This is a genomic window from Variovorax sp. GW821-FHT09D04 (assembly GCF_059416405.1).
This window is the reverse complement of sequence record NZ_JBWKPA010000010.1, coordinates 20,815-35,415: the sequence shown is the minus strand read 5'-3', so window position 1 is coordinate 35,415 and position 14,601 is coordinate 20,815. Positions and strand designations below refer to the sequence as shown.

General features: G+C 69.9%; 15 protein-coding genes. 8 read left to right on the top strand and 7 right to left on the bottom strand.

The window, feature by feature from the left end; genetic code table 11:
* The first annotated feature begins 25 nt into the window (after nucleotides 1-25).
* On the top strand, nucleotides 26-1,258 hold the full coding sequence (locus tag AC07O4_RS25235) for an NUDIX hydrolase (protein WP_495305970.1): 1,233 nt from the start codon (nucleotides 26-28) through the stop codon (nucleotides 1,256-1,258).
* A gap of 9 nt (nucleotides 1,259-1,267) precedes the next feature.
* Here AC07O4_RS25235 and AC07O4_RS25230 read toward each other — a convergent pair whose 3' ends face one another.
* The gene (locus AC07O4_RS25230; RefSeq protein WP_495305969.1) at nucleotides 1,268-1,969 is read right to left on the bottom strand and encodes a LuxR C-terminal-related transcriptional regulator; all 702 of its coding nucleotides are present in this window, start codon (nucleotides 1,967-1,969) and stop codon (nucleotides 1,268-1,270) included.
* A gap of 253 nt (nucleotides 1,970-2,222) precedes the next feature.
* Here AC07O4_RS25230 and AC07O4_RS25225 point away from each other — a divergent pair, with 253 nt between their 5' ends.
* Together AC07O4_RS25225 and AC07O4_RS25220 are read left to right on the top strand one after the other, a co-directional pair.
* A complete protein-coding gene (locus AC07O4_RS25225; protein WP_354346563.1) occupies nucleotides 2,223-3,548 on the top strand; it encodes a DotU family type IV/VI secretion system protein in 1,326 nt (441 codons plus the stop codon).
* A 17-nt stretch (nucleotides 3,549-3,565) separates the two neighbouring features.
* Nucleotides 3,566-4,681: a type VI secretion system protein gene (locus tag AC07O4_RS25220; protein ID WP_495305968.1), complete on the top strand. Its 1,116-nt coding sequence runs from the start codon at nucleotides 3,566-3,568 to the stop codon at nucleotides 4,679-4,681.
* Between the two features lie 19 nt (nucleotides 4,682-4,700).
* Here the strand turns inward: AC07O4_RS25220 and tssJ are convergent, their stop codons facing one another.
* Nucleotides 4,701-5,219 (bottom strand): type VI secretion system lipoprotein TssJ, encoded by a 519-nt coding sequence (tssJ, locus tag AC07O4_RS25215; protein ID WP_495305967.1) that lies wholly within the window; start codon nucleotides 5,217-5,219, stop codon nucleotides 4,701-4,703.
* 71 nt (nucleotides 5,220-5,290) lie between these two features.
* Here tssJ and tssA point away from each other — a divergent pair, with 71 nt between their 5' ends.
* The 5 genes from tssA (at nucleotide 5,291) to AC07O4_RS25190 (ending at nucleotide 9,651) form a co-directional block, all read left to right on the top strand.
* Nucleotides 5,291-6,322: a type VI secretion system protein TssA gene (tssA, locus tag AC07O4_RS25210; RefSeq protein WP_495305966.1), complete on the top strand. Its 1,032-nt coding sequence runs from the start codon at nucleotides 5,291-5,293 to the stop codon at nucleotides 6,320-6,322.
* 49 nt (nucleotides 6,323-6,371) lie between these two features.
* Nucleotides 6,372-6,884, top strand: coding sequence for a type VI secretion system contractile sheath small subunit (tssB, locus tag AC07O4_RS25205; RefSeq protein ID WP_062482197.1), 513 nt, complete (start codon nucleotides 6,372-6,374; stop codon nucleotides 6,882-6,884).
* Nucleotides 6,885-6,936: 52 nt separating this feature from the next.
* Nucleotides 6,937-8,430: a type VI secretion system contractile sheath large subunit gene (gene tssC, locus AC07O4_RS25200; RefSeq protein ID WP_062482199.1), complete on the top strand. Its 1,494-nt coding sequence runs from the start codon at nucleotides 6,937-6,939 to the stop codon at nucleotides 8,428-8,430.
* Between the two features lie 152 nt (nucleotides 8,431-8,582).
* Nucleotides 8,583-9,062 (top strand): Hcp family type VI secretion system effector, encoded by a 480-nt coding sequence (locus tag AC07O4_RS25195; protein ID WP_070063886.1) that lies wholly within the window; start codon nucleotides 8,583-8,585, stop codon nucleotides 9,060-9,062.
* Nucleotides 9,063-9,150: 88 nt separating this feature from the next.
* Nucleotides 9,151-9,651, top strand: a complete 501-nt coding sequence (locus AC07O4_RS25190) for a peptidoglycan-binding domain-containing protein (protein WP_062482201.1) — start codon at nucleotides 9,151-9,153, stop codon at nucleotides 9,649-9,651.
* A gap of 71 nt (nucleotides 9,652-9,722) precedes the next feature.
* Here the strand turns inward: AC07O4_RS25190 and AC07O4_RS25185 are convergent, their stop codons facing one another.
* From AC07O4_RS25185 to AC07O4_RS25165, 5 genes are all read right to left on the bottom strand, one after another.
* Nucleotides 9,723-10,517, bottom strand: coding sequence for a PP2C family protein-serine/threonine phosphatase (locus AC07O4_RS25185; protein WP_070063885.1), 795 nt, complete (start codon nucleotides 10,515-10,517; stop codon nucleotides 9,723-9,725).
* A gap of 40 nt (nucleotides 10,518-10,557) precedes the next feature.
* Nucleotides 10,558-12,246: a type VI secretion system-associated FHA domain protein TagH gene (gene tagH / locus AC07O4_RS25180; RefSeq protein WP_495305965.1), complete on the bottom strand. Its 1,689-nt coding sequence runs from the start codon at nucleotides 12,244-12,246 to the stop codon at nucleotides 10,558-10,560.
* A 154-nt stretch (nucleotides 12,247-12,400) separates the two neighbouring features.
* On the bottom strand, nucleotides 12,401-12,796 hold the full coding sequence (locus AC07O4_RS25175) for a DUF4150 domain-containing protein (protein WP_056584565.1): 396 nt from the start codon (nucleotides 12,794-12,796) through the stop codon (nucleotides 12,401-12,403).
* 9 nt (nucleotides 12,797-12,805) lie between these two features.
* A complete protein-coding gene (locus AC07O4_RS25170; RefSeq protein ID WP_180838813.1) occupies nucleotides 12,806-13,495 on the bottom strand; it encodes a DUF3540 domain-containing protein in 690 nt (229 codons plus the stop codon).
* Nucleotides 13,496-13,539: 44 nt separating this feature from the next.
* On the bottom strand, nucleotides 13,540-14,595 hold the full coding sequence (locus AC07O4_RS25165; protein WP_492733668.1) for a pentapeptide repeat-containing protein: 1,056 nt from the start codon (nucleotides 14,593-14,595) through the stop codon (nucleotides 13,540-13,542).
* Nucleotides 14,596-14,601 lie beyond the last annotated feature (6 nt).

Here is a 14,601-nt window from a genome sequence, read left to right as displayed (position 1 = left end):
TCCCCCGGCCGCAAAATAGGCGCCCATGACCCCCACGACGCCCCCGCCCTCCGCCCCTCGCCCCATCCGCACCGCCGCCACGCTCGTCGTCCTGCGCGACGGCCCCGAAGGCCTCGAAGTGCTGATGCTGCGGCGGGCCGAAAAGGCCAACGACCAGAACAGCGGCGCCAGCGTCTTTCCGGGCGGCATGGTCGATGCGCACGACCGCCTGCTGCACCCGCTGTGCGCGGGCCTGGACGACGCCGCCGCGAGCGCGCGACTGGGCCTGCCTGAAGGCGGGCTCGACTTTCACGCCGCGGCGATCCGCGAATGCTTCGAAGAGGCCGGGCTGCTGCTCGCGAACGATGCGCAGGGCCGGCCGGTCGAGCTGCTCGCGCTCACGTCGGGCGAACTCGACGCGATGCGCGCCGCCGCCGAGCGCAGCACCGACGCCCTGCTCGCCCTGTGTGCCGAGCGCGGCTGGTGCCTTGCCGTCGACCGCATCGCGTACTTCAGCCACTGGCTGACCCCGCCCGGCATGCCGCGCCGCTTCGACACGCGCTTCTTTGCCGCCGCGATGCCCGCCGGCCAGGACGTGCGCCCCGACGGCCGCGAGACCGTCGAGCACCTGTGGCTGAAGCCCGCCGACGCGGTCAGCCCCGAACGCGGCCTCAAGCTGCTGAACGTGACGCGGCGCGTGCTCGAGCACCTGGCCACCTTCGCCCGCGTCGACGACTTCATGGCCCATGCGCGCGCACTGCGCCGCATTCCGCTGACCATGCCGCGCCTGGCCGACGGTCCCAAGGGCCGACGCCCGGTGAACATGGAAGAGCCTGCCTACGACGAGATCGGTCACCTCGATCCCGACGGCCAGGGCGGCGGCCGTTATGCGCTCGAAGCGGGCCTGGTCACGCCGCTGTCCGCGCGCGTGGTGCGCGTCGTGCACGAGAGCGGCCTCAACAGCTTTCTCATCGGCGGCACCGAAGGCTGGGCGCTGGTCAACCGCGTGCCCGGCGATGCGGCGCACGAGGCCGCGCTGCGGGCGGCGGCGCCCGGACCGGTGCGATGGGTGTTGTCGGCGGACGCTGCGCCGCAGTCCCTGGACCTCGGCGGCGCCACGCTCCAGGTGCTGGGCGCACAGCGCTTCCTGCTGGCCGAGGAGCGCATGCTGTTCACGGACGACACGACGACCACCGCCGTCGAGACGGATCACCGCGTCGAATGGATCGTGCCCGCGCGCGGCTTCATGCGCCGCCCGGCGTCGGCGCTCGCCGACTGAGCCGCGTCTTCAGGCCTGCTGCGCTTCCGTCAGCGCCTGCGCCGCCACCACCGCTTCGGTGCGGTTGCGCACGTTGAGCGCGCGGAAGATCGCCGCGAGGTGGATCTTCACCGTGCCTTCACTGATGCCCAGGCTGCGCCCGATCAGCTTGTTCGGCTTGCCTTGCGACAGCAGTTGCAGCACCTCGACCTGCCGCTCGGTGAGCACGCTGCGCAGGTGTTCGAGCGTCTGGGTGCCGCCACCGCCGTTGCCGCCGCGCGCAAAGGGCTCGCCCGCCGCGGCAGACGACGGCGACACGCCGGCCACGATGCCCGGCGGCAGCGCCGTGAGCATCATCGGCGGCACATACACGCCGCCCGCCAGCACCAGACGCACGGCCGACAGCATGACTTCGGGTGAATAGGCCTTGGGAATGAAACCGAGCACGCCGCGTTCGAGCGCGCTGCGCATGATGGACGGGTCTTCGTAGCCCGACAGCACGATTACGGGCACGGCCGGGTGTCGTCGCCGGATCTCGTCGATGTGGGCCTGCCCGTCCGCGCCGGGCATGTTGAGGTCGATCAGGGCCAGGTCGAGATCGTCGGTCGCGCCGGCAAGCAGTTCGTCGACGCTCAGCGCCAGGACGAACTCGATGCCAGCTCCCAGCTCCGACAACTTGGCTTTGACCGCCTCGATGACGAGCCGGTGGTCGTCGGCGATCAGAATTTTCATGGCATACCCCAGTGTCCCAACGTCAATGTGCATTGGATTCTTCTGCGACTGCGAAGATAACGGCGATTGCCCCGTCCAGCAAGGCCGCCGCGCCCCACCAACGGCATAGACCCCAAGCGGTATGGCGGCCCCGTGGGCCCGTTGAAAAAATGAACGCCCACTCCAACGACCGGGGACATGGGCATGTGCGATCGCTGCAGACGCCGGTGCAAGGCATGCTTCGCAATGCACGCTTGAGAAGCGGGCATCCCTCATGGCCCGCCTGCTCGACTGCTTCTCGCCCTTCATTGCCTTCGGTCTCGGCCTGGACGCATCGATCGCGGCCGGCCACCCCACCCTCACCCACGGCGACGCCCAGCGCGAGGCCCTGCGCCTGCTGGACATCGCACGCGCCGACGCCGACGTGGCCGGCGCCACCGCCACGCAGATCGAATCGGCCGCCTTCGCCATGGTCGCGTGGCTCGACGAGATCCTGGCGCGCCACCCCGACGCCGTGGACGGCGCCGCGCCGCTGCAGGTGCAGCTGTTCAACTCCAACAACGCGCACAGCGAGTTCTTTCACCACCTCTCGGCGCTCGGCGCGCAGGACCACGCGGTGCGCGAGGTCTACTGGCATGCGCTGGCGCACGGCTTCAAGGGCCAGTACTACTTCGAGTCGGGCGACGAAGGCGAGCTCGGCAAGCTGAAGGACCTGCACGGCCGGCAGCTGCAACCGCCGCCACTCGAACTCGGCAGCCTCGCGCAGGACCACATCACGCCGCAGCCCTACGGCGTGCCCGACCCGCGCGGCCCGGCCGACATGCGTCGGCGCGACCGCACCGTGCTGCGCACCGGCACCGCGCTGGCCGTGCTCGTGCCCGCGCTCTTCCTGCTGTGGCACTGGCTGGCGGGGCCGCCGGCCGCCGGCACGGCGCTCACGCAGCGCATCGACCGGCAGCTCGCCAGCTACGCCTGCGCCGACCTCGAGGCCTCGATCGACCCCGACGGCCGCCCGCGCGTCACCGGCTTCGTCTCGCAGCGCGACGACCTGCTCAAGGTGGCGGAGGACGTCGCCGCCATTCCCGGCGTGCGCGCGCCACAGTTCGACATCGGGCTGCGCGTGTGGCCGCACTGCGAGGTGTTCGCCATCCTCAAGCCCTCGCAGGCGCGCAACCGCCAGAAGAGCCACGGGCTGAGCGTGAGTGCGCCGTCCGCGCGCGACGGCCGGCTGCGCGAGGGCGACGCGGTGCGCGTGCAGGTGGTCGCGCCGCGCCACGAGAGCTACATCTGGGTCGACTACTACACCGCCGATGGCTCCGTGATGCACCTGAACACCGGGCCGGCCCCGACGCGGTTGCGCGCGGGCGAGTCGCTGGAACTCGGGTCCGACATCCCCTCAAGCTGGCTCGTGAGCCCGCCCTTCGGCAACGTGCTGATCACCGTGCTGTCGGCGCCGATGCCATTCAGCGAAACCTCCGACCGTCCGCCGTACGAGATGGCCTCGGCCTACCTGCTGCGCCTGCGCGAGGCGCTGGCCGCGAGCAGGAACAGCGAGCGGCTGATCGCCGACTTCATCTCCCTCGAAACCGTGGCGCGTTGACCTCGCCCTTCCCCACCATGTTCGACACGCTGTCACCCGTGCACCTGTTCTGGCCGCTGCTCGCGGTCTGCCTCGCCGGCCTGGCGCTGCTGTACGCCGCCGTGCGCGACGCCGGCCGCGGCGCGCGGCGACGAGGACTGCTGCGACGCGTCGACGCCCTCGGCGCGCCCGCCGACCACGCCGCCGTCGATGCGCTGAAGGAGGCCATGGCGCAAGCGCGCACCTCGCTGCGGCAGGCGCCGCGCACGCGCGCGACGGCACCGTGGTTCCTCTTCATCGGCGGCCCGGCCACCGGGCTGCCGGGGCTGCTCTCGGCGGCCCGCGCCGAGTGCGTGGCGCCGCCGCCGCACGAGGCACCCGGCACGCCCTGGTGGCGCTGGTGGACCACCGGCGCGCTCACGGCCATCGAGCTGCATCCCGACGCCATCGGCGACCAGGCCGGCACGGCGCCCGCGCGCGGGCTCTGGCTGCAGTCGCTGCTGGCGCTCGCCGAGCGGCGCGAACGCCTGCCGCTGCACGGCGTGGTGCTGTGCGTGGCGGCCGGCGACCTGCTGTACGGCGACCCGGCCCTGCGCAAGCGCGCCACCGCGAACATGCGCCGCCTGCTCGACGAGGCCAGCGACACGCTGCGCCTGCAGCTGCCGGTCTACCTCGTCGTGACGGGCCTCGAAGGGCTGAAGGGCTACGCCACGCTGCGCGCCGCGCTGCCGCCCGAGGTGCTCGCGCAGGCGCTCGGCCACCGCGTGGAGCACCCGTTCGCGGCGCACGCGGCGCGCGCCGCCGACCGGCTCGATGCGCTGTTCGATCCGCTCGTGGCGCAGCTGCACGGCCTGCGCATGGCCCTGCTGCGCGAGCAGCCGGGTCCCGCGGGGCGGCTCGCGCTGCATGGCTTCGTGGAGAGCGTGCGCACCTTGCAGCCGGCCTTGCGGCAGGTGGCGCAGGGGCTGTTCGAGGGGCACGGCAAAGGGGTGCGCGCGCCGCGCTGGCGCGGGCTGTACCTCACGGCGACGGCGTCGGAGAACGGCACGGGCGCCGCGTTCGTGAGCGACCTGTTCGGCCGCTTCCTGCCGGCGGACCAGCCGCTGGTGCGGCCGGGGCGCTTTGCGCCCACGGTGCCGGCGGAACTGCGCTGAGGCCGCCGTGCAGCAGGTGCTACTTGGCCGCAGCGTCGACGCGGATCTGGCGCGCGCCGAAGGTCACGTTGAGCACCTGCGCCTGGCCCGGCACGACCGCGCGCACCTCGCGCCAGCGCGCGCGGTCGAGGTCGCGGAACGCGGCCATCACGCCGATCGCCTTGGCATCGGCCGGCAGGGTGAGGTCGAGCTTCCTGCTCTCGCCGGGGCGCAGCAGCATTTCTTCGCGCTGCACCAGTTCGGCGCCGAGCGTGGCCTGGTCTTTCTCGAACAGCGAGAAGAAGTCGGCGCCTTCGAAGGGCCCCGGCGTCTTGAGCGCATAGACGCGCACCGTGAGCGGCGAGGCGCGCCCGCGCGCATCGGGGTTGGCATCGGCACCGGCCGTGAGCGTGATCGACACCGGTGTGACCACCGGTTTGCTCGCGCAGCCGGCCATCAGAAGACCCGCTGCAGCAAGGCCAAAAGCCGCGAGACGTCGCCGGGAAGGCCACGCCACGGAGTGCTCATAGGACGAATGGTGTGTACCCAGCGTGCGCATGCTATTCCCTTCGTTGCATTGACCGGTCCTGACGCATCTTTGATTATCACCAGCGAACTCGAACAGGCAACATGCTGACTCCCCAACTCGTCGACGCACTGCTCACGCCCATCGGCGAGGCCTCGCCTTGCGGGGACGACCTGGAGTACGACGCGGACTTCATGGCCCTCACGACGGCGGCGCAAGGCAAGGCCGAACAGCAGTTCGGCGACACCGTGATCCCCGCCGTCGAACCCGACTGGCGCGACGTGGCCGAACGCGCCGATGCGCAGCTGCGCCGCAGCAAGGACGTGCGCGCCGCCGTGCTGCTGCTGCGCGCCGCGACGCGCCTGCAGGGCGTGGCCGGCTTCACGGCGGGCCTGCAATTGCTCACCTCGCTGCTCGACACCTTCTGGGACGGCATACATCCAAAGCTGGATGCGGACGACGACAACGACCCCACGATGCGCCTGAACGCGCTCGCGCCGCTGAGCGACGACAGCATGGTGCCGCGCGACCTGTACGACGCCTCGGTGGGCAACGCGCCGGGCGTGGGCCCGATCCGCGTGCGCGACATCGCCATTGCGCACGGCGTGCTCAACGCCGTCGGCGGCGAGGCTTCGTATTCGCCCGCGCAGGTGCATGGCGGGCTCGAGGCCCTGCACGCCGCGTACCCCGACCAACTGCAGGCCGCCATCGGCCTGCCCGCGCTGCTCGACCGTCTGCAGAAGCTGCTGGGCGAGCGCACCGGCCGCACCGATGCGGTGGACCTGGGCACGCTGCGCACCGTGTCGCGCACGGTCGCCAAGGCCTGCACGGCGGCGGCCGGCGCACCGGAAGCCTCGGCCGATGAAGGCGCAGCCGCAGACGGCGACGCCCCCGCCGGCAACGCAGCCCGCCCGGCCGCGCCGCGCGGCGAGATCCAGAACCGCCAGGACGCGGTGCAGATGCTCGACCGCGTCATCCGCTACCTCGAACAGGCCGAGCCCGGCAACCCCGCGCCGCTCCTGATCGAACGCGCCAAGAAGCTCATCGGCGTGAGCTTCCTGGACATCATGGCCAACCTCGCGCCCAACGCGATGGACACCATCGAGACCGTGACGGGCAAACGCCAGTCCGAATGACCGCCGCCGTTTCCACCCGTCCCCTTTCATTCCCGCAAGGAGCATCGCCATGGCCAAGAGCAGTCAGAAATTCATCGCACGCAACCGCGCGCCCCGGGTCCAGATCGAATACGACGTGGAGCTCTACGGCGCCGAGAAAAAGATCCAGTTGCCCTTCGTGATGGGCGTGCTGGCGGACCTGTCGGGCAAGCCCGCCGACCCGCTCGCGCCCGTGGTCGACCGCAAGTTCCTCGAGTTCGACGTCGACAACTTCGACGCCCGCATGAAGGCCATGAAGCCGCGCGCCGCCTTCGCGGTGGAGAACTCGCTCACCGGCGAGGGCGACCTGAAGGTCGAGCTCACCTTCGACAGCATGGACGACTTCTCGCCCGCCGCCGTGGCCCGCAAGGTGGGCGCGCTGAACAAGCTGCTCGAAGCGCGCACGCAGCTGTCGAACCTCGTGACCTACATGGACGGCAAGGGCGGCGCCGAAGACCTGCTGGCCAAGGTGCTCGAAGACCCGGCCCTGCTGCAGACGCTGGCCGCCAGCAAGAAGCCCGGGGACGGCGAAGCCGCCGCCTGAGCCCGCCCCCGATTCCTGACAGACACACACCGGTACACGAGGAGAAACCATCATGGCCGACGCACTCGAGCAGAGCGCACTGAAAGACGTTGCGTACGCGGGAAGCGACTTTTCGTCGCTGCTGCAGAAAGAATTCAAGCCGCGCAGCGACGAAGCCAAGAGCGCCGTCGAAGCCGCCGTGCTCACGCTGGCGCAGCAGGCGCTGAGCAACAGCACCGTCATCGGCAAGGACGTGACCAAGTCGATCCAGGCCATGATCGCCGCGATCGACGCCAAGCTCACCGACCAGGTGAACAAGATCATCCACCACCCCGACTACCAGAAGCTCGAGAGTGCGTGGCGCGGCCTGCACTACATGGTGAACAACACCGAGACCGACGAGAACCTGAAGATCCGGGTGATGGACATCTCCAAGCAGGAGCTGGCCAAGAACCTCAAGAAGTTCAAGGGCGCGGCCTGGGACCAGAGCCCGATGTTCAAGAAGATCTACGAGGAAGAGTACGGCCAGTTCGGCGGCGAGCCCTTCGGCGCGCTGGTGGGCGACTACCACTTCGACCAGAGCCCGCCCGACGTCGAGATGCTCGGCGAGATGGCCAAGATCGCCGCCTCGGCCCACGCGCCCTTCATCACCGGCGCGAGCCCCAACCTCATGCAGATGGAGTCGTGGCAGGAGCTGGCCAACCCGCGCGACCTGACCAAGATCTTCTCCACGCCCGAGTACGCCGGCTGGCGCAGCCTGCGCGAGTCGGACGACTCCAAGTACCTGGGCATGTGCATGCCGCGCTTCCTGGCGCGCACGCCCTACGGCGCCAACACCAACCCGGTGGAAGAGTTCGACTTCGAGGAAGACACCGCCGGCGCCGACCACAGCAAGTACGCCTGGGCCAATGCCGCCTATGCGATGGCGACCAACATCAACCGCTCGTACAAGCTGTACGGCTGGGGTTCGCGCATCCGCGGCATCGAGTCGGGCGGCGCGGTGGAAAACCTGCCGCTGCACACCTTCCCCAGCGACGACGGTGGCGTGGACCAGAAATGCCCCACCGAGATCGCCATCAGCGACCGGCGCGAAGCCGAACTCTCGAAGGCCGGCCTGCTGTCGATGATCCACCGCAAGAACTCCGACTTCGCGGCCTTCATCGGCGCCCAGTCGCTGAACAAGCCGGCCGAGTACGACGACCCCGACGCCACGGCCAACGCCAACCTGGCGGCGCGCCTGCCCTACCTCTTTGCCTGCAACCGCTTTGCGCACTACCTGAAGTGCATCGTGCGCGACAAGGTCGGCAGCTTCAAGGAGCGCGAGGACATGCAACGCTGGCTCAACAAATGGATCATGAACTACGTGGACGGCGACCCCGCCAACTCCTCGGAAACCACCAAGGCCCAGAAGCCGCTGGCCGCCGCCGAGGTGATCGTGGAAGAAGTCGAGGGCAATCCGGGCTACTACACGTCCAAGTTCTTCCTGCGCCCGCACTACCAGCTCGAAGGCCTCACGGTCTCGCTGCGGCTGGTGTCCAAGCTGCCGACGGCCAAGGGCGCCGGTTGAAAAAAATCTGCGGATTCTTCTTGAATTCCGGGTTCCGTTTCGTTCTATGAGTAGCTGCCGGGCATCGGAACTTTTCTCCCACCGCCGGCAGCCATTTTTTTCGTTTCGATCATCAACCGCCCGAATGCAATCGGGTTCCAAGGAGTAGGAACATGTCATCTGACTTTCACATCAAGCTCGACGGCGTCAAGGGCGAGTCTTCTCACAAGGACCACAAGGACGAGATCGAGATTTCGTCGTGGTCCTGGAACGTGAGCAACGCATCGGGCGCGGGATCGGGCGGCGGTTCGGGCAAGGGCAAGGCCACGCCGGGTGAATTCAACTTCACGCACGTCTACGACAAGGCATCGCCCGTGCTCGCCAAGAACTGCGTGAGCGGCAAGCACTTCAAGGACATGGTCATGACCTGCCGCAAGTCGGGCGAAGGCCAGCAGGAGTACCTGAAGGTCACGCTCAAGGAAGTCTTCATCTCCAGCGTGGGCCCCGGCGGCGCACAGGGCGGCGACGTGCACGAGCAGGTGTCCTGCAGCTTCAAGGACATCGAGTTCGCCTACAAGGGCCAGGACGACAAGGGCGCCGGCGGCGGCGAGGTGAAGTTCGGCTGGAACGTGGCCACCACCGAAACCCGCTGACGGGCGACGGACCCGCCAGCCCCGTCCGCCCCAGGCACCGCACGGTGCCGGGGCCGGTCCCTGCCCGTGTCCTCACCGGAGCAATGCCATGGCATTCAGCACCACACTCATCGGTACCAGCGGCAAGCTGCACACGACCTACAACTCCGATTGGTCGGTCGGACGGATCGGCTCCAACACGCGTGAAGACGTGATGCTGGTGCAGGCCCTGTTCAAGATCTTCTACTACGAGCTGCTCGGCTTCAACCACGACTTCGACCCGCCCCCCGGCGCGACCGAGGTGATCGTGGTGGACGGCTATTACGGGCCGGTCACGCAGAAGCACATCACGCACTTCCAGGAACAGGCGATCGCACGCGGGCGCAAGGTCCTGCCGGACGGCATCTTCGATCCGTTCCGCGAGCCCGGTGCGTCCAGCACGATCAGCAAGACGCGCTACGCGCTCGACCTACTGAACAACGGCTGCGCCAACAGCTGCGAAGAGCAGAACATCGACAACTACAGCAACCTGCCGAACCGGGAAGACATGCCCGCGTTGCTGCGCAGCGCGCTGAAGAAAGTCAAGAAGAAGGCCAGCAAGTACAGCTGAACAGTCTCAGCGGCCCCAAGCAAAACGCCCATCCATCGGATGGGCGTTTTGCTTGAAGGATGGCGCCACGCTCAGGGGTCTGTCGACGCGACGTTCTCGGGCAGCAGCCGCGTCAGGTCGTCGTCGGCGTCCTCGATCACCCACAGCGTGAGCGCCGTGTAGTTGTCGTGACCCGGCTTGGCGTTGGCCTTGATCTGCGCGTCGAGCAGCTCGGTCCACTGGCTGGGCGTGCGCGAGGCATGCAGCGTGTCGACCAGGCACTCGTCGCCCAGCGGCTCCCACACGCCGTCGCTGCACAGCAGCAGCACGTCGCCGGGCAGGAGGCGCATGCGGTCGGACACCGCGATGTCGGGCGCCTCCTCGATCGAGCCCAGTGCCGACAGCAGCATGTTGCGCTGCGGATGCAGGCGCGCGCCCTCTTCGTCGAGCATGCCGCCCGCGACCATCTGCTGCACCAGGCTGTGGTCGGTGGTGCGCGCCACGATGGCGCCGCCGCGGAACAGGTAGGCGCGGCTGTCGCCGCTGTGCACCCAGGCCAGCACCTCGCGCTCCAGGTCGATCACCGCGAACACCACCGTGGAGCGCATGCCGGCGAGCTTGCCGCCTTCGGCCTGGCGCGCCACCACGTCCAGGTTGGCGCGCTCGATCAGCGCGCGCAGCGCGGCCTCGTCCAGCGAGGGCGCCCCCGAGAAGCCGCCGAGCACGCTGGCGCGCACCGTGGCCGCCGCCACGTCGCCGCCGCCGTGGCCACCCGCGCCGTCGGCCACCAGGCAGGCGACGTAGCGCTCGTCGTGCCAGTGGCCGTGCACGTCCTCGTTGTAGGTGCGCCCGCCCTGCCGGGAGAGCGTGACGATTTCGATTTCCAAGCGGGGTGCCTCGCGAGTGCTGGGGTTGTTCTGGTGGTCTTCAGGTGTCGGACTTCAGGCGCGCCATCTGCTCTTCGTAGGCCGCGAGGAAGGCCTTGCCGAAGAGGCTGTGGAAGTCGTCCTCGGCCTCGCTCGCGATGCCGCCGTACAGCGCCACGAACTGGTCCCAGAGCTTGGCCTTGCGGTTGGCGGCAAAGAGCGCGTCGAGCGCGGTCTTCGCGCTGATCTTCTTCTCGAGCTCGGCCGGCTCGAAGCGCCCGATGACATGGGCCAGCGCCGCGCGCATGCCCACCATCACGCCGAACTGGTGCGCGCGCAGGTCGTCGAAGGCATCGCGCATCGCGGCCTCGGGCGGCATGAAGCCGCGCACGCCGGGCCCCAGCAGGTGCGCCAGCGCGACCTCGACCGTGGGCGAGAACTTGAGCGGGTTGTTGGCTTGCGACGCGATCATCGTGACCTCGGCGCGCACCTCGCGCTTGAACTCCTGGCGCGTGAGCAGCAGCTGCAGCGTGCCCTCGGTGGCGGTGCGCAGCATCGAGCCGATGCGCTCCATGAGGCCGGGCGTGAGCATCTCGGGCGGCTGGTGCGTGCTGGCCAGGCCGCGCAGGAAGGCGGCGAGCAGCTCGTCGTCGGAGGCGGCGCGTGCGGGTGGTGTGGCTGCAGGCGTTGCCGGCGGCGCGACATGCACGGGCGGTGGTGGTGGCGGAGGGGGCGGCGGCTCCGCGACGCGGCCGGCGTTCTCGGGCCCGCTGATGCGGATCGGCTGGCCGGTCACGTCGTCGAACTTCGCCAGCGGGGCCACGGGCGCAGGCGCAGGCGCAGGCGCAGGAGGAGGCGGCGGCGGTGGCGGCGTGATGGCCTTCGGCGGCTCGAAGCCGAACTGGTCGATCGGCAGATGATCGGAACGCGGCACCGGCGTGGCGGGCGCGGCGCGTTGCAACGCGGCCAGCGGGTCGGCGTCCGACGCGGTGTTGGGCTGCAGCAGCGGATCGGCCAGCGGCGACAGCGCAAGCGGATCGCCGCCGATGCCGCCAGCGCCCGGCGAACCGCCGAACAGGTCGTCGATGCTCGCGGCCTTGCCGTGCGCGGGCGGCGCGCCCAGGTCGGAAAAATCGTCGAGCGCGCCGAGCCCCGCAGAGGGTGCGGCCGACGGCGTGGGGCCCAGCAGGTTCGCGAACGGGTCGACCTGGTCGGCCTGCGCGTTGCGCGAGCCGCTGGCCATGGGGTCGGGAAAGAGCAGCGACTCGGCGGGCGCGGCGGCGGCACGGGCTGCAGCAGGCGCCGGCGCGGGAGCGGCCGGCGACCCGAGTCCCGCGAGCAGGTCGGCGAACGGATCGTCGCTGCTGGCGGCGGTCGCGGCGGCCGGCGCCGACATCACGGTGTTGGGGATGACCGGTGCGCGGGGTGCCGCCGCAGCCGCCATCACACGCACCGAGAGTTCGAAGCTCCCGATGACAAGGCGCGCACCGTCCGTCAGCGCCGCTTCCTTGCCCGCGCCCAGCGACACGCCGTTGCATTGCATCGCGTTGCTGCCGCGGTCGACGATGAAGTACTGGCCGTCGCGGCACAGCACCTGTGCGTGCACGCGCGAGACGGTGCGGTCGGGGTCGTCGAGCACCAGCGTGTTGGTGTCGGCACGCCCGATCGTGCCCCCGCTGGGACCGAAATCGGCGGCAATGGCCGGCCCTGCCGGGGCGCCTTGCCGTGTGATGACAGCGATATGGATCATGAGTCGGCCCCCGGGGCGGTTACGCCCGAACACGGCCCGCGCGTGCGCGGGCGAAGTCCAAAGGAGTATTCATTCCGGGGGGCGGGTTGGCAATCTCGCCGGAAGAGGTATGCCGTAGCGGCGCGGTGATGCCAAGGTGCGCACGGCATGCACCTCAGGGCGCCAGCAGGAGCACCAGCGTCTGGCTCGGCACCGTGCGCACGCCGGGGCAGTTGGTGCTGTTCTGCAGCGAGGTGCTGGTCAGGCGCGTGGCGGGCATGCTGTTCAGCAGCACCGTGAAGGCGCCTGTCAGATGGCGGCTGGGCCCCATGACCGTGCCGGACGCCACCCCCAGCAACACGCCCGGGTTGTCGCCGTTGGTCATGGGAATGACCGTGCCGAGGTTGTGGGCCGGCGTGCACATGAACAGGATCGTTGGGCAGTTCGGAATGGCCATCGGCCCCATCGCGATGTTCGGATAGGGCACCGGGATCGGCGAGGGCGCGGCGGGCGTGATGCAGACATCGGGAAACCCCATGTCCGTTCCCATCATCTGGCAGTTGGCGAACATGGTGCTGCCTCAGCCAAAGTGGATTTGCGCGCCGCGCGTCTTCACCAGCTTGGCGCCGTTGATCAGCGCATGCTCGCCGCGCAGGTGCAGCAGCTCGGTTGCATCGCATTCGATGTGGGCCGCATTCACGCGGTCCAGCCCCTTGGTCGTGCGCAGGTAGTGCTGGCTGAAGTGGTTGACGCGGTCCACCACCGTGCTCAGCAGGCTGCCCACGAGCTTGACCGTGCCGGCGATCATGCGCACCCGTTCGCCGATGAACTCGGTCGAATCGAGCGACACGGTGGCGGTGGCGGCGCGCACGCCCAGGCGGTGCGACGCCAGGTGCAGTTGATCGGCCTCGAGCGCGAGCTGTCCGCCCTCCACCACGAGCCGCGTGTCGCCGCTGCACCGGAGCACGCGCTCCTGCGTGCCGGCGCAGCGCTCCAGCACCGAGAGCACCCAGATGTCGCCCGGTGCCGTGCCGAAGCACAGCACGGTGTCGCCGGCCGCCGGCACCAGCAGGCAGCCCGCGGCCGTTCGCACGGCCGCGACCTGCGCGCCCTGCCGGACACACAGCGTGCCGTTGCGTCCCGCCTCCAGCAGCGCGGTCCAGCAACGCTCGGGGGGTCCCGCGGGCGGCGCCGGGTCGGCGTCGATCGGCCTGGCGCTGCGCGGCGCGGCGGTGGCGCGGCGGACGGGGTGGTGGGCGGTGGTTTTCATGGCAGGGCTTCCAATGGAAAGAAGGGGCATCGGCCGGTGGCGCCTCAGGCCGACAGGGGGCGCCAGTCTTCGGCCTGGGCCAACTCGGGATCGGTTTCGATCGCACGGGTGCGATCCTCGATCTGCGCCTCGTCGGTCAGGGCCCGGTGCAGGCAGGTGCGCGCGAGGGTCGCACCGCGCAGGTCGGCCTGGTGCAAGTGCGCGTGGCGCAGGTCGGCGTACGTGAGGTCCGCCCCGTTGAAGCGCGCCCGGTCCAGCACGGCGCCGGCGAAATGGGCCTGGTGCAGGCGTGCGCCACTGAAGTTCGCCTGCGGCAGCCTGGCGCCGGTGAACAGTGCCTGCGTCAGCACGGCACTGGAGAAATCGACACCGGCCCCTTCGGCCTCGCAGAACAGGGCCAGGGGCGCGTCGATGCGGTCGAAGCGCGCCTCATCGAGCGTGGCGCCCTGAAAGTTGCACTGGCGCAGCGGCGCCCCGCTGAACTGGGCACCGCGCAGGTCGGCGTTCGCGAACTGGCAGCTCTCGAGCGCGACGCCGTCGAACGACACGCCGGCCAGCTGCGTGGTGGAGAACGCCACGCGCAGCAGGTGGGCGCCGCGCCACGCCACATGGCGCAGATCGCAGCCGGCCACGGTCACGTGTGTCCAGCGCGTCGATTCGGCCCCCAGGTCGATCAGGCTGCTCTCGGTCAGCACGCAGGCGTCCAGCAGCGCACCGCGCAACATCGCGTGATCGAGGCGGGTCTTGGTGCAGGCGAGCATGCTCAGGTCGGCATCCGACAGGTTCGCATGCGGCGCCTGGCATTCGCTGAACACGGCCGCGTGCAGGCCGGCTCCGTGCAGGTCGACGTGGTCCATCAGGCACTGGTTGAAAACGGCGCGCTGCAGCCGCGCCCCGCCCAGCAGCGCGCCGCGCAGGTCGCACTGGTTGAACACGACCTCGCGCAGGTCGGCCCCGCGCAGATCGGCCTTGGCGAAGTTCACCCGGTCGAACAGCCCCCCCGCCAGCTGTGCATTCGAGAAATGACCGCCCGACAGGTCGAGCCCGGCAATCGACTCGCCGAGCAGCACGGCCAGGGTCAGCGTGGTGGTGTTCATCATGGCGCC